Consider the following 22,855-nt stretch of genomic DNA (forward strand, 5'->3'; position numbering starts at 1 on the left):
ACGCCGCGCCCGGGTTTCGGCAACAAATCTCGTTCACGCGTCCTTGACCGCAAGGTGATCCAGCCGCCGATGACAACCGTTCCGCTCAAAAGCATCCGGCTTCTTTCGCGCCGTCGATCCCGCGCCGCCGACGCAGCGGCGGGAGGGGAGGGCCGCGCGGTCGTGCGGGCGCTGTCGCCGCGCGCGACACGCGGGCGGCTGACGCTTGGCGCGATCACGGTCCCGTGCGCGCTCGGCCGCGCCGGGCTCACGGTCGCCAAGCGGGAGGGCGACGGCAAGACCGTTGTCGGTCGGTTCCCGCTGCTTTTCGCCTTCTACCGCGCCGACCGGATGGCGCGACCGCGCACGCGCCTGCCGCTGGTCGCGATCGAGCCGGGGCTTGGATGGTGCGATGATCCGCGCGACGCCGCCTACAACCGGCCCGTGGCGCTGCCTTTCGCCGGCTCGCACGAGGCGATGTGGCGCGACGACGGGCTCTATGACGTCGTCGTCGTTCCGCAGATCAATCTCGCCCCCGCCATTCCCGGCCGGGGCAGCGCCTTGTTCTTTCACCTGGCGCGCCCCGGCTACACGCCAACCGAAGGCTGCGTGGCGGTGAGCCGGCGCGACATGCTCAACCTGCTTGCCCGCATCGGCCCGGAGACGGTGCTTTCGGTCGAAGCGTGAGCGAACGTCGCGAAACGATTGGTCACGTCATCGTGAACGGTGCGTCCAGCAGGCGGGACGATGGCGGGCCGGCTTTCATGGCCTATCTGTGTAGCGGGATACCCGCCCTGCCGCGCGGGCGCCACCGCAAGGGGTGAGAGACCATGTCCGTCAGACCGATCACGCAATTGACGTCCGCAAAGCCGACCCTCGAGGGCGCGGGCGTGAAGCTGCACCGGGCCTTCGGCTTCGGCGATCCGACCGCCTTCGACCCGTTCCTGCTGTTCGACGACTTCCGCAACGAGCGCCCCGAGGACTACCGCGCCGGTTTCCCCTGGCATCCGCACCGGGGCATCGAGACGATCACCTATGTGCTGTCCGGCACGGTCGACCACGGCGACAGCCTCGGCAACCGTGGCACGCTGGGGGCGGGCGATATCCAGTGGATGACGGCGGGCAGCGGCATCATGCACCAGGAGATGCCGAAGGGCGATCCGAACGGGCGGATGCACGGCTTCCAGCTCTGGGCGAACCTGCCGTCCTCGCTGAAGATGACCAGTCCGCGCTACCAGGACGTGCCCTCCGCCGAGGTGCCGGAGATCATCGACGACGACGGCACGGCGGTGCGGGTGCTCTGCGGCAGCTTCTGGGGCCGGAGCGGCCCGGTCGACGGCATCGCCGCCGATCCGTGCTATCTCGACATCTCGGTGCCGCCCGGACGCACCCGGCGCTTTGCCATCGACACCTATCGGCAGGCGTTTGCCTATATCTTCGCCGGTTCGGGCTCGTTCCGCGATGCCTCGGCACCACGCGGCGTGCTGCTGGAAAAGGAAGTCGACGGGCAGGAGGTGCATGTGCGCGACGAAAGCGGCGACCGCACGCTGGTGCGCTTCGGAGCCGGCGACGAGGTGACGGTGACCGCTGGCGAACACGGTATCCGCTTCCTGCTGGTGTCCGGTGCGCCGATCCGCGAACCCGTCGCCTGGCACGGTCCCATCGTCATGAACACCCGTCAGGAGTTGATCCAGGCGGTGAGCGACCTGCAGAACGGCACCTTCATCCGCGAGGGCGCGACGTTCTGACGGCGCGAGACAGGCGCGAAGCACGGAGCCGCCTGCGGCCGCTGATCCGCGATACGCGTGCGCAGCACTGGAACCGCGCGCGCTTTTCAGCCATATAGGCGGTGTAAACGAACGGGATGGCAGGGTGCCGGCAAGGTGCCGCTGCCGGCGGGGGCGGCGACGGCCCGCGCGACCGGTCGGGCGCGATGCGCGCGAAAGCAGCGCAAACACCTGGCAGACTCTCTGGGCGACATGGATCCGGTGCGGCGATGAGCGGCGACAGCATACCCTTTCTGAAGATGAACGGGCTCGGCAACGACTTCGTCGTGTGGGACGCGCGGGTGCAAGCCGTGCGTCTGACCGACGACGAGATCCGCCGGATCGGCACCCGCGACGGCGGCATCGGCTTCGACCAGATGATCACCGTCGAACCGGCACGCGCGGGGGCCGACGCCTTCATGCGCATTCACAACCGCGACGGCGGCGAGGTCGACGCCTGCGGCAATGCCACGCGCTGCATCGGCCGGTTGCTGCTGGCGGAATGCGGGCGCGACAGCGTCACCATCGAGACCAACGCGGGGCTGCTGGTCGCCAGCTCGACAGGCGAGGAGCGCAAGGTCACCGTCGACATGGGCGTGCCGCGCTTCGCCTGGAACGAGATCCCGCTCGCCGAGGAATTTCACGACACACGGGCCATCGAGCTTCAGATCGGCCCCATCGACGCGCCGATCCTGCACACGCCGTCGGTGGTCAATGTCGGCAATCCGCACGCGATCTTCTGGGTGAACGACATCGATGCCTTTGACATGGAGCGCATCGGGCCGATGCTGGAGAACCATCCGATGTTCCCGGAGCGGGCCAATATCTCGCTCGCGCATGTGCTTTCCGATCACGAGATCGACGTCAAGGTGTGGGAGCGTGGCGTCGGGCTGACGCGCGCCTGCGGGACGGCGGCCTGCGCCGTCGGCGTCGCGGCGGCGCGCGACAGGCGCACCGGGCGGCGCGTGACCGTCAACCTGCCCGGCGGACCTCTCGCCATCGAATGGCGCGAGAGCGACGATCACATCCTGATGACCGGCGACACCGAAATCGAGTACGAGGGCGCTCTCGACCGGCAGACGCTTACTTTCGAGAAGACCGCTCCGGGCGACCGTCCGATCCTCGAGGTGGTCCGTTGAGCGTCGACGTCGTCACATTCGGCTGCCGCCTCAATTCCTATGAATCCGAGGTGATGAAGCGCGAGGCGGAAGCGGCCGGCCTCAAGGACGCGATCCTGATCAACACCTGTGCGGTGACGGCGGAGGCGGTGCGCCAGGCGCGCCAGTCGATCCGCAAGGCGCGGCGCGACAACCCGGGTGCGCGGATCATCGTCACCGGCTGCGCCGCACAGACCGAGGCGGAAACCTTCGCGGGCATGGACGAGGTCGATCTCGTGCTCGGCAACACCGAGAAGCTGGAGCGCGCCTCCTACGGGCGGGTGGCGCAATTCGGCATCGAGGAAACCGAGAAGGTCCGCGTCAACGACATCATGAGCGTGCGCGAAACCGCCAGCCACCTGATCGACGGGCTGGAAGGGCGTGCAAGGGCTTTCGTGCAGGTGCAGAACGGCTGCGATCACCGCTGCACCTTCTGCATCATTCCCTATGGCCGGGGCAATTCACGCTCCGTGCCCATGGGCGCGGTCGTCGACCAGATCGGCCGGCTTGTCGACAACGGCTACCGCGAAGTGGTGCTGACCGGCGTCGACATCACCAGTTTCGGGGCCGATCTTCCGGGTAGCCCCAAGCTCGGCGATCTCGTCGCCAAGATCCTGAAGCATGTTCCCGCGCTTGACCGGCTCAGGCTGTCGTCGATCGATTCCATCGAGGCGGATCCGGCGCTGATGCGCGCCATCGCGGACGAAGAGCGGCTGATGCCGCATCTGCATCTTTCGCTTCAGGCGGGCGACGACATGATCCTGAAGCGGATGAAGCGGCGACACCTGCGCGGCGACACGATCCGCTTCTGCCAGGAGGTGCGGGCGATGCGCCCGGACGTGGTTTTCGGCGCCGACATCATCGCCGGCTTCCCGACCGAGACCGAGGAGATGTTCGAGAACACGCTTGCCATCGTCGACGATTGCGGTCTGACGCATCTGCATGTCTTCCCCTTCTCGCCGCGCAAGGGCACGCCGGCGGCGCGCATGCCGCAGGTCGGCCGGGCGCTGGTCAAGGAGCGCGCGGCGCGGCTGCGCGAAAAGGGCGAGCAGGCGCTGAAGGCGCATCTCGATGCCGAGGTCGGCCGGACGCGGCAAGTGCTCGTGGAGCGCGAGGGGCTCGGCCGCAGCGAGCAGTTCACTCAGGTGGAGTTCAGCCCCCTCGATCTGCCGCAGGGGCATTCCGGCCTGGAGCCGGGCGGTCTTGTCAGCCTGGAGATCACCGGGCATACCGGGCGTCATCTCATCGGAAAACCGGCGAACCGACAGGCGGCATGACGGCATGAGCGAAGAAAAGCGCGGATTTCTCGGACGCCTGTTCGGCGGACGCGGGGCGCCGCGACCGGAAGAGAGCGTTCGCGAGACACCGGAGGAGCATCCGGCGGAAGCCGGCGAGGATCTCGGGGAAGAGGCCGCCCGTCGCGAAGATGACGCCGCCGACGACACGCGGGATGACGCCGCGCGCGACCTGCCGCCGGCAAGCGAGGACGGGGCGGCGGAGCCCGGAGCGGACGCGGACGTCGCCAATCGGGCGCAAGATGGCGTCGACAACCACGCACCTCTCGCCGACGACGTGCCGGCCATATCCGTCGTGGAGGCCGAGGAACCGTTGGCCGCTGCGCCGCAGACTGATGTTGTTTCCGAGCCCGAGCCCGAGCCCGAGCCCGAGCCCGAGGCGCAACCGCGCCGCTCGTGGCTGTCGCGGCTGACTGCGGGCCTGTCGCGCTCCTCCGCCTCGCTGACCGGCGGCATCTCCTCGCTCTTCACCAAGCGCAAGCTCGACGCGGCGACGCTGGAAGAGCTTGAGGATCTGCTGCTTCAGTCCGATCTCGGCATCGAGACGGCGATGGCGATCACCGAGCGCATCGCGGATGGCCGGTTCGACAAGCAGGTTTCGCCCGACGAGGTGAGGAAGATCCTCTCCGAGGAAGTGGCCCGGGTGCTCGAGCCGGTGGCGCGACCGCTGGAGGTTTCCGGCGCGCACAGGCCGCAGGTGATCCTCTTCGTTGGCGTCAACGGCACCGGCAAGACGACGACCATCGGCAAGCTGACGGCCAAGCTCGCGGCGGAGGGCAAGACGGTGATGCTCGCCGCCGGCGACACCTTCCGCGCGGCGGCGGTGGAGCAGCTCAGGATCTGGGGCGGGCGCACCGGCGTCGAGGTCGTTTCCCGCGACACCGGCGCGGACGCCGCCGGCCTGGTCTTCGACGCCATGAAGATGGCCAACGAGAAACAGGTGGATGTGCTTCTGATCGACACCGCCGGCCGGCTGCAGAACCGCGCCGAGCTGATGGCCGAGCTGGAAAAGGTCGTGCGCGTTATCCGCAAGCACGATGCGACGGCGCCGCACGACGTGATCCTGACACTCGACGCCACGACCGGGCAGAACGCCATGAGCCAGGTCGAGATCTTCGGCCGCGTCGCCGGGGTCACCGGGCTGGTGATGACCAAGCTCGATGGCACCGCCCGCGGCGGCATCCTCGTCGCCATCGCCGCCAAATACGGATTGCCGGTGCATTTCATCGGCGTCGGCGAAGGCATCGAGGATCTCGAGCCGTTCCGGGCCGAGGACTTCGCCAATGCGATCGCCGGACGGGAGACACGCTAGATGGAATTCGAGCACGGCCCCAATGCCGCGGACCGCAAGGATCTGTCGCCGCTCCTCAAGCTCGTGCTCGAGCTGGGGCCGCTGGTGCTGTTCTTTTTCGCCAACGCGCGCGGTGAGGATCTGGCCGCCAGCTTCCCGGCGCTGAAGGCGCTGGGCGATCCGATCTTCCTGGCGACCGCCGTCTTCATGGTCGCCATCGCCCTGTCGCTCGCTGTGTCCTATGCGCTGACCCGGCGGTTGCCGATCATGCCGGTGGTATCCGGCGTCGTCGTGCTCGTCTTCGGCGCGCTGACGCTGTGGTTGCACGACGACCTCTTCATCAAGCTGAAGCCGACCATCGTCAACGTGCTGTTCGGCTCGATCCTGCTTGGCGGCCTTTTCTTCGGAAAGTCGCTGCTCGGCTATGTGTTCGACAGCGTCTTCCACCTCGACGACGAGGGGTGGCGCAAGCTGACCTTCCGGTGGGGCGTGTTCTTCTTTTTCCTCGCCGTGCTCAACGAGGTTGTCTGGCGCGGCTTCGGGACCGACTTCTGGGTGTCGTTCAAGCTGTTCGGGGTGATGCCGATCACCATTGTCTTCACGCTTGCGCAAATGCCGCTCATCAACCGGCACACGCTGGAGCGCGAGAGCGAATAGGCCCGCCGTCCGCTGCCTGAAAACAGGGCAGGCGGAACGGGCCAGGCCTGCTATCCTTTCCATACACCTTCCGTATCGGCGTCACCCTGGAGGCCTGGAGCCCCTTGGGGGCGGGCCTTGACCGCTCTCGCCTGGGCGCCAGATTCAGGGCGCGCGCACCCGGTCTTCCCGCGTCCGGGATCTGATCGCGCAAACCCGAAGTCGATGGAACCGGTTGAACAGAGACGATTGAACGGAGACGATTGAACCCGGGCATGCCACTTCAGCGGCGGGCGCTTCGGCGCATCGACCTTCGACGCGGGCCGCCGCCCTGGCGGTCGCGCGCTCTTTCATCCGGTCCCCATGCGCGCGCCAGGCCTTTCACCGGCCTCGACGTTCCGGAGCCGCGCCTCACACTTTGATCGAGTGCCGCCGCCCTGTTCGGCCGTCGTGCCGGGGCAGGGCCGTGGCGCGTATCCTGGTTGGAGGGGACTGACGTCATGAACACGTTGCTACGGCGCCTGATGGCGCGTCTGATCCAGGTTGGCTCGCTGACGGTTTCCGGCCCGGACGGTCGGCCGGAAACCTTTGGCGATGGAACCGGACAGCCGGTGCACATCCACATTCGCTCCGCCCGCGCGGCACGGGCGATCGCGCTTGATCCAATGCTCGCGGCGCCCGAGGCCTACATGGAGGGCGATCTGGAGATCCTCGAGGGCGATGTCCTCGATTTCCTGCGTGTGGCGTTCGTGAACCTGGGCGACGACAGCGCGCCGGGCTTCTGGAGCCGGCTCATCGACCGGCTGCGGATCCTCGGGCGGCGGCTCCACCAGCTCAACGGCGCCGGCCGGTCGAAGCGCAACGTTCAGCGCCACTACGACCTCTCTGGCGAGCTGTACCGGCTCTTTCTCGACGGCGACATGCAATATTCCTGCGCCTATTTCGAGCATCCGGGGCAGACGCTGGAGGAGGCGCAGGCCGCCAAGAAGCGCCATATCGCGGCGAAGCTTGCCATGCGGCCGGGGCTGAGCGTGCTCGACATCGGCTCCGGCTGGGGCGGGCTCGGGCTCTATCTTGGCCGAAGCTTCGACGCGCAGGTGCTGGGCGTCACCCTGTCGGGAGAGCAGCACGCGGTCGCGCGGGCGCGGGCGGAGGCGGATGGCCTGTCGGAGCGGGTCCGTTTCGAGATCCGCGACTACCGCAACCTCGAAACAAGCTTCGACCGGATCGTGTCGGTGGGCATGTTCGAGCATGTGGGCGTCAACCACTACCGCGGTTACTTCGAGACCTGCGCGCGGCTGCTCGCCGACGACGGGGTGATGGTGCTGCATGCGATCGGCCGCAGCGGCGTGCCGGGCGCGACCAATCCCTTCATTCGCAAGCATATCTTTCCCGGAGGCTACATGCCGGCGCTGTCCGAGGTGCTGCCGGCGATCGAGCGTTCGGGGCTGGTGGTCACCGATGTGGAGATCCTGCGTCTCCACTATGCGGAGACCCTGCGCCACTGGCGCGCGCGTTTTCACGCCAACCGGGAGAGGGCGGAAGCGCTCTACGACGCGCGTTTCTGCCGGATGTGGGACTTCTATCTGGCCGGGTCGGAAGCGGCGTTCCGCTGGCAGGACCTGATGGTTTTCCAGATCCAGATCGCCAAGGCGAACGATACGCTGCCGCTGACCCGCGACTATATCGGCGAGGCGGAGCGCATGCTTGCCCGGCGCGAGGGCGCCGCCGGTGACGCGTCGGACGGGCCGACGCGCCCGGAAAAGGTCGCCCGCGCCGGCGACTAGCCGCCGCGCCGGCCTATGCTTGCAAGGGAGACCTGCCCGATGCGGCCGGGTCAGCCGTTTCCCTGGCCAAGCAGGGGAGCGGATCCGACGAGTTCCAGCGCCCTGGCGGCCAGGTCCAGCATCGCCGGCTGGGGCTGATCCGTGCCGAGGCCGCGCCTGGCGCGGACATGATTGATCGCCGCCTCGAAGGAGGGGAAGGCCTCGCCATGGGCAAGGGTCAGATAGAGCGCCAGAACGGTTGCCGAGCGCGAGCGCCCGCCGCGACAGTGAACCAGCAGGTTGCCGGGCCGGTGCGGCGGATAATGGGCTTTTCCCGGGCTCGCCTGACCGAGGATGCCGGCAACGGTCAGCACCGCGCCGAGAAGATGCGCCGGTGTGTTGCCGGGCCCGTCGATGAGCCCGATGTGGGTGCGCCGGACGGCGGTGCCGTCGGCAAGCGTCAGCGGCCGCATCTCGATGTTGACGGCAAGGTTCATGGTCGAGGTGACCTCCCCGGCAAGCAGCAGGTCGGGCGACTCGGCGGCGACCTTGTTGCCGATGAAAAGCCGGGCTGCCTTCGTGTCGAAGACGGGCATCAGGACCGGAAGACGGTCCTCCTCGGCCTCGGTGAGCGGTGCGGTGCGTGGCGTCGGCTCGGTCATTTTGCTGTTTCTTTTTCTGAAGCTGAGGTCTGGTGCGTGTCGGACGAGGGGCCGAAGTCGAGGGTGCGCGCGAGCGTCATGCGCGCTCCCAGGCCCGCGCGCAAGGCGGTCATCGCCTCGGGGCGGGCGAAGGCGGGCAGGACATGGATCGCACGGGTCGCCTCGGCGAGCGCCAGCGTGTCGACAAGGCGGGGGTGGACGTTCCACCCGAGCCAGCGTGCGCTGCCCGCGGCAAGCAGGGCGGCGGCCGGCGTGCCGTCGGGCACATGGCTGGAAAAGAGGAAGCGGAACCCTTCGCCGCTGCGGGCGAGAAGCGTTGCGGCAAGACCCGCCTCGCCATTCGCCTCCGTCGCGATGATGACGTCGCGCGCCTGCCAGTTCCCGGTCGGCTGGGCGGCAAGCAATGCGGCGGCCTGGGCCCTCTGGCGGGGCGTTCCGACCCCGTCCGCGCCGCTTGCGATGCCGGCGAGTTCGGCATGGATCACCGGGCAGAGACGCGGCAGCAGGCCGTGTCCGACAAGCGCGAGGGCGACCTCCGGTCCGCGTCCGCCGGCTGGCACCGGAAGCACCGCGCCCGCCCGGGCGGCCTCGGCGACGGCTGCGATCTGGCCGGCAAGCGGCTCCGACCGGTCGCCATAGGAGGCATCGGTGAGAAGGCAGCCGGCCGGCGGCGGCGGGTCGAAGGGCAGCAGCGCGGATTCACACGACCAGTCGCCGGTATAGAGAAACCCGCCGTCCACATCGACATGGATCCAGATGCCGCCCGGGGCATGGCCCGACCGGCCGAGGGTGACGGGAAGCCCGGCGATGCGCGCCTGGCCCGCGTCGGGCAGCAGGCGGCGGCGGGGAGCCGCGAGGCGTGCCTCGTCGATCTGGCGGAAGGTTGCCGCTGTCGCATAGACCGGCGGATCGCCGACGCATGGCGACAGGGGCAGTCCGCCGCAGTGATCCTGGTGGGCGTGCGACAACACCAGCGCATCGACCGGGCCGACGCCGGAGAGATCGGGAAAGACGCCGGGCTCCGGCCCCTCGCCGAGGTCGAGCAGGATGCGCCGGCTCGCGATCTCGAGCAGGAAGGCGGCCGGCAGTTTCCCGCCGAGGCCGCTGAGACTGGTCAGTCTTGCCAAGGCAGCGCCCCCCGGGGCAGGCGCGCGGAGAGCGCCGAGGCTCCCAGCATGAACAGCAGGACGATGACGACCATCAGACAGCCGACGGCGGCGGCAAGGGTCGAGGAGCCGCCTTCCTCGAGGAAGATGATCATCGGCCCGATGGTGCGGGTGGAGGAGGAGACGAGCAGGATCGAGACCTGGATTTCGTTGAGGATCGTCATGAACAGGAGGATGCCGCTGGCGAAGACGGCGGGTGCCACCAGCGGGGTGACAATGTCGCGCATCCGGGTCAGGAAACCGGCTCCGCACACCCGCGCCGCATCCTCCAGCGCGCGGTCGACCTGGGCAAAGCCGCCGAGTATCGGCCTGAGCGCCAGCGCCAGGAAGTTGGACAGATAGGCGGCGAGAATGATCCAGGGCGTTCCATAGAGGCTGATCCCGAGGACGGGCAACGGCTTCAGGAAGAACAGGATCATGGCGACACCGAGAATGATGCCGGGCAGGGCATAGGAGAGTTCGGCCGCCATGTGGACGGCACGCACCTCCGGTCCCTTCCGCCATGTCAGGAAGTAGGCGAGGAACAGGGAGACGACGATGAGCACGGCGACGGCGGCGGCGGTCAGCGTGAAGCTGGTGGCGAAGGCCTCGCGGATCGCCGCGTGCGCGAAGAGGGCGTTGGCGTAGTTCTCGAGGGTGAGCGTGGCGGCGGTGAGTTCCTGCCCGTAGCCGGTGACGAGCGAGGTGGCCGCGAGCGCGCTGAGCGGCAGCGCAAGGGTCGCGAGAAGGAAGGCCCAGGCGCCGATCTCGACGACGGGGCGCGCCCGTCCGAGCGGCAGGCGGATGGTGCCGCCGGTGGCATCGACGCGCAGATCACCGCGCCGGTTGGCCCAGCCGGCAAGGGCAAGCGCGGCAACCGTGATGGTCGACAGCAGCAGCGCCAGCGAGGCCATGTCGGACAGTGCCGCCGGGCCGTAGCTGTTGAGCTTGCGGTAGATCAGCGTGACCAGCGTCGGATAGCGGGCGGGAATGCCGAGCATCGCCTGGATGCCGAAGTTGCCGATGGCGGAGACGAAGGCAAGGGCGGCGCCGGCGAGGATGCCGGCGCGGGCGAGCGGCAGCAGCACGGTGAAGAGAAGGCGCAGGCTGCCTGCCCCGGAGGCGCGTGCCGCCTCGGCGAGATTGGCCGGCAGGCGGTTCAGCGCGGCGCGGACGGTGAGAAACACCAGCGGGGCGTTGTAAAGGCCGAGCAGGAAGACGATCCCGGAGGACGAGAACAGCGGATGCCGCACGCCCGGCGGCAGCGACAGGCCGAGGGCGCCGAGCACCGGACTGGAGGGCGAGAAGGCCTGCACCCAGGCAAGCGCGGTCACCTGCGGCGGGATCATCAGCGGCAACACGAAGCCGAAGACCCAGGCGCTTCGCGCGCGCATGTCGGTGTGGGCGGCGAGCACCGCGGCGCCGGTGCCGACGGCGACGGCAAGCAGCGTCGAGGCGGCGGCGACATAAAGCGAATTGCCTGTCGCGGCGATCACCCGCCGGTTCAGGTAGAGATCGGCGAGACGGTCGAGATCGAGCGTGCCCTCGGGTGCCAGTCCGGTGACGGCGAGCCGCACCAGCGGCGCCAGCGAGAGAACGCCGACGAAGCCGATGATCAGCGCCAGCACGATCCCTTGCGTGGAAACGGTGAGGGCCGGCAGGCGCCGGCCCTCCCGCGACAGAGCGGATGCCATGTCGGTCATGCGATCAGCCGCCGAAGATCTCGGTGAACTGCTCGCGCACCGCACCGTCGGTCTCCACGGCCTTGTCGGCGTCGAGCGGCAGCAGCTTGATCTCGGAAAGCCTGGGGAAGCCGGCCGGCGGCGTCACGTCCGGATCGATCGGCAGGTTGCCCTGACGGGCGGCGAGCTCCTGGCCCTCGCGCGAGAGCAGGAAGTCGACGAAGACCTTGGCGGCCTGCGGGGCCTTGGCCGTGGACATGATTGCGACCGGCTCGGTGATGAAAGAGACGCCCTCCTTCGGGAAGACGAAGTCGACCGGCGACCCCTGGGCCTTGGCGCGCAGCGCGTTGGCGTCGACGACGATGGCGTATTTTGCCAGTCCGCTCGCCACCGCCTTGATCGCCGGGCCATTGCCGCCCTGCGGAGCGATGTCGAGGTCGGCGAGCTTTTCGTAGAACGACCAGCCGATCGACGGGTCGGCGATGACCGAGTGCAGGTGGTTCAGTGCCGCGCCCGAATAAAGCGGGCTGGGAACGGCGACCTGGCCGCGGTTGCCCTCGTCGAGGAGCTCAGACCAGCTCGTCACCGGCTTGGCGGTCTTGGTGTTGTAGGCAATGCCTGTGGAGATGATCTTCGTGCCGAAGAAGGTCATGTCCTTGTCGTAGGTGCCCTTGTCGTAGCCTTTGACCGGGGCGTCGGGATAGGCCATCAGGCGGCCTTCGGCCTTGAGCTGGCCGAGGTTGATGGTGTCGGCGACCAGGAGGACGTCCGGCTTGACCGCGCCGGCCTCGATCTCGGCGCGCAGCACGTTCATCAGCTGACTGGTGCCGTTGCGGGTCCACTCGACCTCGATGTCGGGGTGCTTTGCCTGGAAGGCGTCGACCGTTTCCTGCGCGATTTCGGGCGACTGGGAGGTGTAGAGAACGAGCTTCTCGGCATGGGCGGTGCCGGCGAGGAGCACGAGGGCAAGGGCAGTTGCGGAAGCAAGGCGCATGGGATTTTCCTCGGATTGCAAGGCTTGGAGGAGGGTCAGGCTGCGGCGGGGATCACCCAGCCGTCTTCGATGCGCACGGAGATCGGGGCTCCGGGGGCAAGCGAACGGTCGATCGGCGCGTTCAGCGTCAGCGCCAGGTCGGGAGAGGCATTGGGATGAAAGTCGATCTGGTAGTGGCCACCGCGGTAGATGACGCGCTCGACGGTGGCGGGAAATCCCTCGCCGGGCGTCTCGGCGAGGCGCAGGTCGTCCGGATGGACGCTGAGCGCGGCGCGGGCGAAGGAGGGCTGCCTGGCGCTCGCGCGCAGGGTCTGCGGCGTGCCGAAGACGCGTGCCATGGCGCGGCCCGTGCCCGGCGACAGCAGGGAGACATCCTCGCCGGGAAGCACCAGTCCGTTGCCGATGAAACGCGCGACCATCTCGTTTTCAGGCTCGCGGTAGAGATCGCGGGGCCGGGCGAATTGCATCAGGCGGCCGTGATCGATCACGGCGATGCGGTCGGCAAGCGCCATCGCCTCGGCCTGGTCATGGGTGATGTAGATCATTGTCGCGCCGGTGCGCTCGTGGAACTCGACGAACTCGCGCTCCATGGAGGCGCGCAGGTGGACGTCGAGATTGGCGAGCGGCTCGTCGAGGAGCATCACGCTCGGATCGGCGGCGAGGCAGCGGGCGAGGGCGACACGCTGGCGCTGGCCGCCGGACAGCTCGGCCGGAGCCTTGTCCGCGTGCTCGACCATGCCGACTGTTTCAAGCGCCACGGCGACGCGGCGCTTGCGCTCGGCGCTGGGAAGGCGGGCGACCTTGAGCGCGTAGCCGACGTTGCCGGCGACGCTCATGTGCGGCCATAGCGCGTAGTTCTGGAAGACGATGCCGACGTTGCGCTTCTCGGGCGGCAGGCTGAAGCGGGGCGTGGAGACCTCCCGCTCGCCAAGCCGGATCGCGCCATCGTCGAGCGTCTCGAAGCCGGCGATCAGGCGCAGAAGCGTGGTCTTGCCACACCCGGAGGGGCCGAGAATGGCGACAAACTCACCCTGTCGAACATCGAGCGAGACGGCGCCGAGGACCTCCGTCCCGCCATAGCGCTTGGTGACCTTATCAAGGGCAATGCCAACCACGGATTTCTTCCTAACCTATTGTCATGTATCGAGAAAAATCTTTTTCGGCCGATTTCTCGCTTGACTGCACTCGTGTGCAAACTAGGCTATGCGTGCTTCAGTTTTGTGACGATGCGGGGCGGGGAGTTGGACGTAATTAGCCGGCTTTTAAATTCGGACGAAAGGGCGTCATGAGTGAGGATGGGGTGTCGGGAAAGGGCGGCTTCGTGACATCCGCCGACGTGGCACGCCATGCCGGCGTCTCGCGGTCGGCCGTGTCACGGACCTTCACGCCGGGGGCGAGCGTGTCGGCGGCGGTGCGCGAAAAAGTGACCAAGGCGGCCGAGGAACTCGGCTACAGCGTCAACCGACTGGCGCGGGGGCTGCATGCAAACCGGTCGGATCTCATTGCCATCGTCGCTTCGAACCTGGCCGAGCCCTTCATCGCCAGCCAGCTCGACGCGCTGAGTGCCGCGCTGATGGAGCGGGGGCAGCCGACGCTGCTGCTCAACGCCGGCGCGCGCGACATGAGCGCGCTGATGACGCTGGTGCTTGAATACCGGGTGCGCGCGGTGATCGTTCTGTCCGGCGCACCGCCGACGGAGATCGTCGAACAGTGCCTGAAGGGCCGGCAGCGGATGATCCTCGTCAACCGCGAGGCGCAGGGCGCGACCGTCGACATCGTGCGCACGCAGGATATCGCGGGCAGCCGGCTTGCGGCCGAACATCTGATGTCGGGGGGGCGCCGCCGTCTTGCCGTCATTCGCAGCGGATCCGAGACGCCAACGCGCCTGAGGCGGGCGGCGGGCTTTTGCGACAGGCTGGCGGAGGCGGGTCTTACGGCCCTCGAATGGGCGCAGGGGCGCGAGGACTACGACGCCGGCGCCATGGCGGCCCGTGCGCTGCTTGGCCCGGACGGAGTGGCGCCGGATCTGGAGGCGGCGTTCTGCGTCACCGACCGAACGGCGCTCGGCTTTCTCAACACGGCGCGTCACGAACTTGGCGTCAGCGTCCCCGACCGTCTCGCCGTCGTCGGTTTCGACGGTATCGCGGAAGCGGCCTGGGCGTCGCACGGGCTTTCGACCGTCGCCCAGTCGATCCCGGACTTCGTGGCTGCCGTGGTCTCCATCCTGGACACGCCGCGGGGCGAGGACGCGAGGGGGCAGGAACGCCTGGTGCCGGTCGAGCTTCTGCGGCGTGGGTCGAGCTGACAACTGGCGCAGCGAGGTCGAGCGTATACCCGCAGGTGTCCGAAGCCTGGCCCTGCGTTCGGCCCGCGGGCTTCGTTTCATGCACCTCGCTCCCCCGCCCCTTTTTGTCTGTCCCGGTCGCTTTTGCCTGCGACATTTTATCCCGCCTCCCTATCAGGGAGGGTATTTTTCAATTCCTGATTTGCTCTTCCCCTACGTAATTTATTTTTAATATTCGAAATTTACGCTGGGTAAATCAATTGAACCCAGATTTCCCGAGGAATGGCCGCCTGCTTCGGTTAAATGCCGAGCTGGCATCAGGAGTAATTCAGTGAACATTCACTCGGTGAAGTTTAAAATAGTCTCCATGTCAGCGGCTTGTGTTATTGCTGCCACGGGAGCACTTGTCGGATATGGTGTCTATTCGGCGAGTGAAACGGCAAACTTCGTGACCAACAACGTGGAGGGTTTGCTTGAAGCCTCCGCGAGGGAATCCTTGAGCCGCCTCGCCTCCACACAGGCAGGCATCATCCGCACGGAGGTCGACAGCGCTTTCGACGCGGCACGCGCAATGGCGCACAGCGTGGCGGTCGTTGCGGCGGAAGAGAGCGATGGCGGATCGCCGAAGGGGCTGCGCCGCGACCAGCTCAACGGCATCCTGCTTGGCGTTCTCAAGGACAATGACCGGTTCAACGGCACCTACAGCGCCTGGATGCCCAATGCGCTCGACGGCGCCGACGCCGATTTCGTCAACAAGGCTTCGGTCGGCGCGGACGCGACCGGTCGCGCCTTGCCCTACTGGACGCGCGACGCAGCCGGCAAGATCGCCGTGCAGCCGCTGGTCGAGTACGACAGCCGTGAGCTTCATCCCAACGGTGTAATGAAGGGCGGCTGGTTCATCGGGCCGCAGACCACCGGGCAGGAAAGCATTCTCGCGCCGCTGCCCTATGTGGTCCAGGGCAAGCATGTCTCCCTTGCCACAATGTCCGTCCCGGTCCTCGTGGGTGGCACGTTCAAGGGCGTCGCGGGCGCGGATTTCGATCTCTCCTTCGTCCAGACCCTGGCGAACAAGGTGAAGGGCACCGTCTACAACGGCGCCGGCAATGTCTCCATTGTCTCCAATGACGGCCTGGTGGTCGCCTCTTCCGAGTATCCCGCGGCGATTGGCGGGCCGCTTACCGCCATCGACGCCGAGGCGTCGCGCGATGAGGCTATTCTTGCCAAGGGCGAGGCCGTGATCCGCTTCGACGAGGCGGCCGGCGTCCTGCACGTCTTCTCGCCGATCCCGCTGGGGCGGACCGGCAAGACATGGTCGGTGATCATCTCCGTGCCGCGTTCCGTGGTGATGACGGAAGCCGACAAGCTGTCGAAGGCGCTGGGCGATCGCAGGGCAACGGACGTCATCTGGCAGATGGTCGCCGCGCTCGTCGTCGCGGTTGTTGCGGTCATCGGCATGGGGCTTCTCGCCCATGGCATCGCCGGACCCATTGCCAAGCTGACGGACGCGCTGCGTCGGCTCGCCAGTGGCGAGAGACTGAAGGAGATCGCCGGGGCCGAGCGTCGCGACGAGATCGGCGATATCGCCCGTGCCGTCGACCGGATCCGGGTCGGTGCCGAGGAAGAGGCAGGGCGCAAGGCCGACGCCGACGCCGCGGCCCGTGCGGAGCAGGAGACGGAGCGTCGCAGCACGATGATGCGGCTGGCGGACGAGTTCGAGAGCTCCATGAGCAATGTCGTCACCGGCGTGGTGGGGGCGTCCGGCCAGCTCAAGGCCGCGTCCTCCACCATGGCGTCGGCGACGCAGAAGGTGGCTGGACGGTCCAACGCCGCCGCCAATGCCTCCAACGAGGCGGCGGCCAACGTGCAGACGGTCGCCTCGGCCGCCGAGGAACTTGCCTCTTCGATCGGCGAGATCAAGCGCCAGGTCGACGAGTCGGCGCGGGTTGCCGGCCAGGCCGTCGGCGATGCTGAAATGACCGCGACCAAGGTTCGCGAACTGTCGAACGCCGCAAACCGCATCGGCGACGTCGTCGACCTGATCGACAACATCGCCAACCAGACCAATCTTCTCGCCCTCAACGCCACCATCGAGGCAGCCCGGGCGGGAGAGGCGGGCAAGGGGTTCGCCGTCGTCGCGGCGGAGGTCAAGCAGCTCGCCGAGCAGACGACAAAGGCGACATCCGAGATCGCGACCCAGATCGGCGAGATCCAGGAATCGACCAAGGCCTCCGTGTCGGCCATCGTTGGCATCACGGATGTGATCGAGCGGATCAACGCGGTTGCCGCCGCCATTGCGGCCTCCGTCGACGAGCAGGGGGCCGCGACCCAGGAGATCGCCCACAACGTCAACCAAGCGTCCGCTGGCACGCAGCAGGTGTCGGAAAACATCGTCGGGATCAACGCCGCCGCCGCGGACTCGACCTCCGCCGCAAGCCAGGTGGAATCCGCGGCGGAAGAACTGGCGGCGCAATCGGCGACCCTGCGTCAGGTCATGGACCGTTTCCTGGAGACGGTTCGGGCCGCCTGAGACAGGCGTCACGCATCTCCCGCCGGGGCGCGCAAGCGTGCTCCGGCGGGGTGTTGTCGACCGGTCATTCTTCCTCTCACTCCCTTCCCCCTCGGTCTCACGATTTTCTTCAGGCGAGCGGGCCGGAGAACATGTCTCCTCCTTCCGATGACTGCGGGCGGCACACCTGGATCACCTGCGAGCGGAACCAGACGTGAGCGGGGGAAAGGTGGGTGCTCTTGTGCCACATCATCTGGATGTCGAGCGGCGGCAGGTCGAGGGGCGGCGAGAAGGTGACGAGATCGAAGCGGGCGGTGAAGAGCTTGGCGAGACGCTCCGGCATGGTCGCGACCAGGTCGGAGCGCTCGAGCAGGAAGGGGACGCCGACGAAATCCGGCTTGGAAATGGCAACCTGGCGGACCAGGTTCATCCTGGCCAGCGCCTCGTCGAGGACGGCACGGTACATCGTCGCCTCGGCGGGTTCGATCGCCACATGCTCAAGCTCGCAGAAGCGGGCAAGCGACAGCGGCTCGGCGATTGCCGGATTGCCCCGGCGCGCCAGGCAGACCATGCGGTCCGAAAACATGCGCCTGGAAATGAGGTCTCCCGGCGCATCTGGAAAGTAGGAGACCGTCAGGTCGACGCTGCCCTCGCCGAAGACGCGGGCGAGGCGGAACGGGTCCGGTCCGACGATGCGCAGCCTGATGTGCGGTGCAAGCTCGCGGAAACGGCGCTGCAGCGAGGGAATGAGGATGGCGTCGATATAGTCGGTCAGGATCAGCGTGAAGGTGCGCCGGGAGCGTGCCGGGTCGAAGCCGCCGCTGTCGTCGACGAGGCCTTCCATCTCGCGAATGAGGATCTGCACGCGCTCGTGCAGGCCACGCGCCACGTCGGTCAGGACATGGCGGTTTCCCTGGCGGATCAGCAGCGGATCGTCGAATACCTCGCGCAGGCGCTTGAGCGTCATGCTCATTGCCGGCTGGCTGACGCCGAGGCGCGCGGCGGCCTGGCTTACGTGCCGGTCGCGCAGCAGGGCGTCCAGCGCCCGCAGGTCCTTCAGGCTGTAATCGAAGCCAGCCATTTCATACTCTTGAATTATTCGATTTCCTGATAGTCCATATCAAGCGCAGCCGATTGCTGCAAACATTCCACAGCCTTCATTGTTCTTCCTGATAGCTCTCCGCATTTGTCCGGAGGGAAATTCCGGCAATTGACCGGAGTGAGCAGACTGCCAAGGGAGGACATAATGGCTCTGAAGACCATCCGCGTAACCCGGGACGAGATGCGCAAGCGCGTGGCTCTGTTTTCGGAACTGAAGGGATTTGACGGCGGCCTGCCGGACAGCGATCATCCCGACTGCAAGCGCACGCTCTACAACGTCGTCGGCTTTCAGCCGCCCGAGGGATCGGACGTGGCGACGACCTCGCCGGTCGGTGCGCAGGCGGCGGAGAATGCCTCCATCAAGATCTCCGAGGGGTTCAACCTGGGCTACTGCCATGCGAAGCCCGGCAAGGGACCGATGATGCACAATCACGACACCAACGAGACCTTCATTCCGATGACCGGGCGCTGGCGGTGTTCGTGGGAGGTCGACGGTGCGGTCGAGGCTTTCGAGCTCGGGCCGCATGATGTCGTCTCCTTCCCGCCGGGCGTCCAGCGCCGGTTCGAGAACATCACCTTCGACGAGCCGGACAAGGAGCATCTGCTCATGTTCGTGATCAGCGGCAATCAGCCGAAGGCGGAGTTCTCGCCCGACTCCATGGACGAGCTGCGCGAGCGCGGTCTGCTGGAAAGCTGATGGCCGACGCGACCACGCAACCGACGGGAGCGCCGCTTGCCGAGCTGGATGCGGCTTTTCCCAAGTCGCACAGCCGGAGCGGGCGCCTGTCCTATCGCCACGGTGTCGCCCCGGCGGGGCGACCCGTCCTGCTGTTGCCGGGGGCAAGCGGCACCTCCGAGTTCTTCTGCCATGTCGCCCCGCTCCTGCGGGACGGGGGGTGCGATCCGATCCTGGTCGACTATCCAGGCACGCTCGCGCCGCGGGAGCTGGCACGCGAAACGGAGAGCCTTGCCGGCGAACTCGGGCTCGTGTCGCCGGTCGGGCTCGGCTGTTCCTACAGCGCCTGGTGGCTGCAATATGCCCTCGCCACGGGGCCGTTCTCCAGGCTCGTCCTGTGCAACGGCTTTGTCGAGGCGGAGGACCTGAAGCCGAACCCGCTTTTCGATCATGCGGCGATCGAGGCGACGCCGGCGGAGGATCTGCGCGGTCAATGGCGTGACCGCGCCGCGGCGGGGCCCAAGACCGCTTTGTCCGGCCTGTTGCTTTCGGCGATGACCGGATGGCTGGCGGCGGAAGACCTGAAGGGGCGCCTGCTGGAGGTCACGTCCTCCTCGCCGGTGCCGCTGGCGGAGCGCTATCGGGGGCCGGTGACGGTCATCGATTGCGACGACGATCCGATCGTCAGGGCCCCGGCGAGGACCCGCTTTCGGGAAACCTGGAGCAGTGCCGACCACCGGCGGACGGGCGGTGGTCACTATCCCTATGTCAATGCACCGGAGGAATTCGCGCAAGCCGTGCTGGCGTCGATCTGACGAACCGAACTACCTGGGAGGGAAAAAAACATGAAACTGGGCACGTGGATCAAGGGTTTGTGCGGGGTGGCGCTGCTGGCGGCCTCCGCAGTGGAGGCGCAGGCGGACAGCTTTCTGCTGCGCATGGGAGGCGGTCACACGACGGGCCTCACCTATATCGCGACCTATGACGGCTTCTTCGCCGATGAGGTTCAAAAGCGCGTCAAGGAGCGGACCGGACACGACATCCGCTTCATCAAGGCCTGGGGCGGCAGCGTCGCCAAGGTCGACGGCGCCATCGAGGCGGTGCAGCGCGGGACGCTCGACATCGGGCTTTCGCCCATTGGCTTCGAGCAATCGCGCGCGGCGCTGCTGAACTACAGCGCCATGGTGCCCTTCACCACCGCAGATCCGGTGCTGCAGGGGCGTGTCGCCACACGGATGCTCAAGGAGGTGCCGAGCCTTCAGGACAGCATGAAGCCCTACAACGCGCATGTGCTGGCGATGATGGTGACGGAAGCCTACGGGCTTGCCACCAATTTCGACTGGACGTCCATCGACGATCTGAAGGGGCGGCGCATCGCCATGGCCGGCACCAACGCGCCGCTGTTCGTGCCGATTGGAGCGGTGCCGGTCAATCTCGGCATTGGCGAGCACTATCAGGCGATGCAGACCGGCCTTGCCGAGGGCAGCCTGTTCTTCATCTCCGGCATGGAGGCCTTCCGGCTGAAGGAAGTGGCCTCGACCTTCACCCGCACCGGCTTCGGATCGCTGTCGACCTTCGTCGCCTTCATGAACGAGGACACCCGCGCGCGGCTGCCCGAGGACGTGGTGCGGATCATCGACGAGGTGGCGGCCGAGGCCACGGTCATCGTGGCCGAACGCAGCGCCGAGCGCGACAAGGCTGTGGCCGAACGCCTCGAGGCCGAGGGCATCACCGTGCGCGATCTCTCCAACGAGGAGCGGGCGCGCTGGGCCAAGGCGGTGGCGGAGATCCCGGCCACTTCGGTAGCCGGTCTCGCCGACCGGGACTATCCGACGGCGGATGTGCTCAAGGCCTACATCCGCATTCTCGCAGAAGAAGGCTACACCTTCCCCACGGACTATCATTTCTGAGCCGTTGGATGGCCGGTCGGGCGGTGCCCGGCCGGCCATCCGCTGGTGCAGTCCGTTCAACGGGGGAGAGACATGGAACGTTTCATCAAACGGGCGGCCGGCCTGCTGGCGGATATCGGCAGCCTCGTCGTCTACCTTTCGGCGGCGCTGATCGTCTATGACGTCGTCGCGCGGATCGCCTTCGGGAAACCATTTGCCGGCACCGCCGATCTGGTGGCGATCGCCCTGGTGCTCGTCACCTTCCTGCAAGCGATGAAGGCGCTGCTGCAGGACAGGCTGCTGCAAATGACGCTGCTTCTGGAAAAGCTGCCGGAACGGCTCCTGTCACTTGCCATGGGGGCGGCCAATCTCGTCGGCGCGGCCCTGTTCCTGTGCCTCGCCGCCATCGCCGTCGAGCCGACGATGCAAGCCTATCGCACCCATGAATTCTTCGGGACGGACGCCTTCCGCGTGACGGCATGGCCGGTACGGCTCGCGGTTGCCGTGCTGTGGTGCCTGCTCGCCATCGCCTTCCTGACCAAGGCCCGCATGTCGCTGCAAAGGACCTCCCGATGATCGAACAAACCGCGGTGATCGCGCTCGGCCTGATCTTCATCCTGTCGCTGGCCGGCGTCCATATCGCGCTCTCCTTCCTGATCGGCTCGACCGTGGGTCTCTACCTGTTGTTCCAGGACTGGTGGATGACGCTCGGCCTGCTGGAGCAAACGGCCTTCGACGGCCTTCGCGACTACAACCTGATGGTCATCCCGCTGTTTGCGGTGATGGGCCTGCTGATCGCCCGGTCGGGAGCGGCAAGCGATCTCTTTTCCGCCGCGAACCGCAGCTTCAGCCGGGTGCCGGCGCGGCTGGCGGTGGCCACCGTCGCTGGCAACGCGCTCTTTGCCGCGGTCACCGGCGTCGGGGTCGCCGCAGCGGCAACATTCAGCCACATCGCCTATCCCTCGATGCAGGCGGCCGGCTACAAACGCAGCTTCGCCGCCGGCTGCATTGCCGGGTCGTCGGTGCTCGGCCTGTTGATCCCGCCCTCGGTCTTCATGATCGTCTGGGCGATCCTGACGGAACAGTCGATCGGCCGCCTCTTCGCCGCCGGCGTCCTGCCGGGGATCGCGCTGGCCACGCTCTTTGGTCTCTATTGCATGGTGCGGGCGATCCGAAGTCCGGAAGTGACCGGCGGTGAGACGGCGACGCTGCCGGACAGCGCGCCTCGGCCCGACCCGGTTGGCATCGGCGGCGTGCTGGCGATCATCGTGGTCACGCTGGGAGGCATCTGGGGTGGCTATTTCACGCCGACGGAAGGCAGCGCTGTCGGGCTGTGCGGCGCGCTCCTGCTGGCGCTGGCCAAGGGCATGAGCCGGGCGGCGATCATCGATGCGACCCGCGAGGCGGGCATGGTCGTGACACCGATCATGCTGCTCCTGCTCGGCGCGGCGATGTACTCCAAGCTGCTGGCGCTCGCCGGCATTCCCCAGGTGGTGGGCGTGCTGTTCGAAACGCTGGAGCTGGGGCCGACCGGCACGATCCTTGTCATGGCGGCGATCTGGCTGGTGCTTGGGTGTTTTGTCGACAGCATCTCCATCATGTTGCTGACGGTGCCGCTGTTCTGGCCGATCGCGCAGGCGATGGGGATCGACGCGGTGGTCTTCGCCATCGTCGGCATCCTGGTCATCGAGGCGGGCGTGCTGACGCCGCCCTTCGGTATCGGCGCCTTCGTCGTGCTGGCGGCGATACCCGACAAGGAGCTGAGGCTATCCGAGGTGTTCCGCGGGCTTGCGCCCTACTGGACGATGATCCTCGCCATCGCGGCTCTGGTCTATATCTTCCCGGCGCTCGCGACCCTGGTTCCCTCGCTTCTCTGAATGCCGGGAAGAACGATCTGCAACGCACGGGCGCGCGGGTAACCGCGTGCCCGTTGTCGTGTCGAGGGTGGTCGCGAAGGGGGGGGCTGTGCGGACGAATGCCAAACGCAAAAAAGGCCGCCTTTCGGCAGCCTGTCCCGCTATTTCCT

Annotated in this window: 20 protein-coding genes; 14 read left to right on the forward strand and 6 right to left on the reverse strand. The window is 67.2% G+C overall.

Going from position 1 to position 22,855, the window contains the following annotated elements:
- The first annotated feature begins 69 nt into the window (after positions 1–69).
- The 7 genes from ACN0WF_RS03840 (at position 70) to ACN0WF_RS03870 (ending at position 7,911) form a co-directional block, all read left to right on the forward strand.
- The gene (locus tag ACN0WF_RS03840) at positions 70–666 is read left to right on the forward strand and encodes a L,D-transpeptidase family protein (RefSeq protein WP_417771457.1); all 597 of its coding nucleotides are present in this window, start codon (positions 70–72) and stop codon (positions 664–666) included.
- 143 nt (positions 667–809) lie between these two features.
- Entirely contained in the window at positions 810–1,727 is a 918-nt protein-coding gene (locus ACN0WF_RS03845) for a pirin family protein (RefSeq protein ID WP_417771458.1), read from the forward strand.
- Between the two features lie 248 nt (positions 1,728–1,975).
- Positions 1,976–2,884 (forward strand): diaminopimelate epimerase, encoded by a 909-nt coding sequence (dapF, locus tag ACN0WF_RS03850; RefSeq protein WP_417771459.1) that lies wholly within the window; start codon positions 1,976–1,978, stop codon positions 2,882–2,884.
- Positions 2,881–4,179: a tRNA (N(6)-L-threonylcarbamoyladenosine(37)-C(2))-methylthiotransferase MtaB gene (gene mtaB, locus ACN0WF_RS03855; protein WP_417771460.1), complete on the forward strand. Its 1,299-nt coding sequence runs from the start codon at positions 2,881–2,883 to the stop codon at positions 4,177–4,179. Before dapF ends, mtaB begins: the two co-directional genes overlap by 4 nt.
- 4 nt (positions 4,180–4,183) lie before the next feature.
- Complete coding sequence (ftsY, locus tag ACN0WF_RS03860; RefSeq protein WP_417771461.1) at positions 4,184–5,509, forward strand: signal recognition particle-docking protein FtsY; 1,326 nt, start codon at positions 4,184–4,186, stop codon at positions 5,507–5,509.
- Positions 5,510–6,145, forward strand: a complete 636-nt coding sequence (locus tag ACN0WF_RS03865; protein WP_417771462.1) for a septation protein A — start codon at positions 5,510–5,512, stop codon at positions 6,143–6,145.
- Positions 6,146–6,624: 479 nt separating this feature from the next.
- Positions 6,625–7,911 carry a class I SAM-dependent methyltransferase gene (locus ACN0WF_RS03870; RefSeq protein WP_417771463.1) on the forward strand — a complete coding sequence of 429 codons (1,287 nt, stop codon included), beginning with the start codon at positions 6,625–6,627 and terminating at the stop codon, positions 7,909–7,911.
- Between the two features lie 50 nt (positions 7,912–7,961).
- On the opposite strand, the gene ACN0WF_RS03875 is transcribed toward ACN0WF_RS03870, so the two are convergent.
- Genes ACN0WF_RS03875 through ACN0WF_RS03895 form a run of 5 tightly spaced genes read right to left on the reverse strand, consistent with a single transcriptional unit; the run spans position 7,962 to position 13,488 of the window.
- Positions 7,962–8,552, reverse strand: coding sequence for a dual specificity protein phosphatase family protein (locus tag ACN0WF_RS03875; RefSeq protein WP_417771464.1), 591 nt, complete (start codon positions 8,550–8,552; stop codon positions 7,962–7,964).
- Entirely contained in the window at positions 8,549–9,679 is a 1,131-nt protein-coding gene (locus ACN0WF_RS03880) for an MBL fold metallo-hydrolase (RefSeq protein ID WP_417771465.1), read from the reverse strand. The genes ACN0WF_RS03875 and ACN0WF_RS03880 overlap by 4 nt, the downstream gene beginning before the upstream one ends.
- Positions 9,667–11,400, reverse strand: coding sequence for an ABC transporter permease (locus ACN0WF_RS03885; protein WP_417771466.1), 1,734 nt, complete (start codon positions 11,398–11,400; stop codon positions 9,667–9,669). The genes ACN0WF_RS03880 and ACN0WF_RS03885 overlap by 13 nt, the downstream gene beginning before the upstream one ends.
- A gap of 4 nt (positions 11,401–11,404) precedes the next feature.
- Positions 11,405–12,373 carry an ABC transporter substrate-binding protein gene (locus ACN0WF_RS03890; RefSeq protein WP_417771467.1) on the reverse strand — a complete coding sequence of 323 codons (969 nt, stop codon included), beginning with the start codon at positions 12,371–12,373 and terminating at the stop codon, positions 11,405–11,407.
- Between the two features lie 35 nt (positions 12,374–12,408).
- A complete protein-coding gene (locus ACN0WF_RS03895) occupies positions 12,409–13,488 on the reverse strand; it encodes an ABC transporter ATP-binding protein (protein WP_417771468.1) in 1,080 nt (359 codons plus the stop codon).
- 170 nt (positions 13,489–13,658) lie between these two features.
- Here ACN0WF_RS03895 and ACN0WF_RS03900 point away from each other — a divergent pair, with 170 nt between their 5' ends.
- Positions 13,659–14,678, forward strand: a complete 1,020-nt coding sequence (locus ACN0WF_RS03900) for a LacI family DNA-binding transcriptional regulator (protein ID WP_417771469.1) — start codon at positions 13,659–13,661, stop codon at positions 14,676–14,678.
- A gap of 475 nt (positions 14,679–15,153) precedes the next feature.
- Positions 15,154–17,184, forward strand: a complete 2,031-nt coding sequence (locus ACN0WF_RS03905; RefSeq protein ID WP_417771470.1) for a methyl-accepting chemotaxis protein — start codon at positions 15,154–15,156, stop codon at positions 17,182–17,184.
- A 109-nt stretch (positions 17,185–17,293) separates the two neighbouring features.
- Here ACN0WF_RS03905 and ACN0WF_RS03910 read toward each other — a convergent pair whose 3' ends face one another.
- Positions 17,294–18,244, reverse strand: a complete 951-nt coding sequence (locus ACN0WF_RS03910) for a LysR family transcriptional regulator (RefSeq protein ID WP_417771471.1) — start codon at positions 18,242–18,244, stop codon at positions 17,294–17,296.
- A 165-nt stretch (positions 18,245–18,409) separates the two neighbouring features.
- Here ACN0WF_RS03910 and ACN0WF_RS03915 point away from each other — a divergent pair, with 165 nt between their 5' ends.
- From ACN0WF_RS03915 to ACN0WF_RS03935, 5 genes are all read left to right on the forward strand, one after another.
- Positions 18,410–18,961 carry a hypothetical protein gene (locus tag ACN0WF_RS03915; protein WP_417771472.1) on the forward strand — a complete coding sequence of 184 codons (552 nt, stop codon included), beginning with the start codon at positions 18,410–18,412 and terminating at the stop codon, positions 18,959–18,961.
- Positions 18,961–19,755, forward strand: a complete 795-nt coding sequence (locus ACN0WF_RS03920) for an alpha/beta fold hydrolase (RefSeq protein WP_417771473.1) — start codon at positions 18,961–18,963, stop codon at positions 19,753–19,755. Before ACN0WF_RS03915 ends, ACN0WF_RS03920 begins: the two co-directional genes overlap by 1 nt.
- 30 nt (positions 19,756–19,785) lie before the next feature.
- Complete coding sequence (gene dctP / locus ACN0WF_RS03925; RefSeq protein WP_417771474.1) at positions 19,786–20,850, forward strand: TRAP transporter substrate-binding protein DctP; 1,065 nt, start codon at positions 19,786–19,788, stop codon at positions 20,848–20,850.
- Between the two features lie 72 nt (positions 20,851–20,922).
- Positions 20,923–21,405 (forward strand): TRAP transporter small permease, encoded by a 483-nt coding sequence (locus ACN0WF_RS03930; protein WP_417771475.1) that lies wholly within the window; start codon positions 20,923–20,925, stop codon positions 21,403–21,405.
- On the forward strand, positions 21,402–22,706 hold the full coding sequence (locus ACN0WF_RS03935; RefSeq protein ID WP_417771476.1) for a TRAP transporter large permease: 1,305 nt from the start codon (positions 21,402–21,404) through the stop codon (positions 22,704–22,706). Before ACN0WF_RS03930 ends, ACN0WF_RS03935 begins: the two co-directional genes overlap by 4 nt.
- Positions 22,707–22,855 lie beyond the last annotated feature (149 nt).

It is taken from the genome of Stappia sp. (genome assembly GCF_048268045.1).
Taxonomy (GTDB): domain Bacteria; phylum Pseudomonadota; class Alphaproteobacteria; order Rhizobiales; family Stappiaceae; genus Stappia.

Bases quoted from the DNA above. Each gene is read 5' to 3' on its own strand.
- ACN0WF_RS03840 (WP_417771457.1), top strand. From the start codon at position 70: ATGACAACCGTTCCGCTCAAAAGCATCCGGCTTCTTTCGCGCCGTCGA.
- ACN0WF_RS03845 (WP_417771458.1), top strand. From the start codon at position 810: ATGTCCGTCAGACCGATCACGCAATTGACGTCCGCAAAGCCGACCCTC.
- dapF (WP_417771459.1), top strand. From the start codon at position 1,976: ATGAGCGGCGACAGCATACCCTTTCTGAAGATGAACGGGCTCGGCAAC.
- ftsY (WP_417771461.1), top strand. From the start codon at position 4,184: ATGAGCGAAGAAAAGCGCGGATTTCTCGGACGCCTGTTCGGCGGACGC.
- ACN0WF_RS03865 (WP_417771462.1), top strand. From the start codon at position 5,510: ATGGAATTCGAGCACGGCCCCAATGCCGCGGACCGCAAGGATCTGTCG.
- ACN0WF_RS03870 (WP_417771463.1), top strand. From the start codon at position 6,625: ATGAACACGTTGCTACGGCGCCTGATGGCGCGTCTGATCCAGGTTGGC.
- ACN0WF_RS03875 (WP_417771464.1), bottom strand. From the start codon at position 8,552: ATGACCGAGCCGACGCCACGCACCGCACCGCTCACCGAGGCCGAGGAG.
- ACN0WF_RS03885 (WP_417771466.1), bottom strand. From the start codon at position 11,400: ATGACCGACATGGCATCCGCTCTGTCGCGGGAGGGCCGGCGCCTGCCG.
- ACN0WF_RS03890 (WP_417771467.1), bottom strand. From the start codon at position 12,373: ATGCGCCTTGCTTCCGCAACTGCCCTTGCCCTCGTGCTCCTCGCCGGC.
- ACN0WF_RS03900 (WP_417771469.1), top strand. From the start codon at position 13,659: ATGAGTGAGGATGGGGTGTCGGGAAAGGGCGGCTTCGTGACATCCGCC.
- ACN0WF_RS03910 (WP_417771471.1), bottom strand. From the start codon at position 18,244: ATGGCTGGCTTCGATTACAGCCTGAAGGACCTGCGGGCGCTGGACGCC.
- ACN0WF_RS03915 (WP_417771472.1), top strand. From the start codon at position 18,410: ATGGCTCTGAAGACCATCCGCGTAACCCGGGACGAGATGCGCAAGCGC.
- ACN0WF_RS03920 (WP_417771473.1), top strand. From the start codon at position 18,961: ATGGCCGACGCGACCACGCAACCGACGGGAGCGCCGCTTGCCGAGCTG.
- dctP (WP_417771474.1), top strand. From the start codon at position 19,786: ATGAAACTGGGCACGTGGATCAAGGGTTTGTGCGGGGTGGCGCTGCTG.
- ACN0WF_RS03930 (WP_417771475.1), top strand. From the start codon at position 20,923: ATGGAACGTTTCATCAAACGGGCGGCCGGCCTGCTGGCGGATATCGGC.
- ACN0WF_RS03935 (WP_417771476.1), top strand. From the start codon at position 21,402: ATGATCGAACAAACCGCGGTGATCGCGCTCGGCCTGATCTTCATCCTG.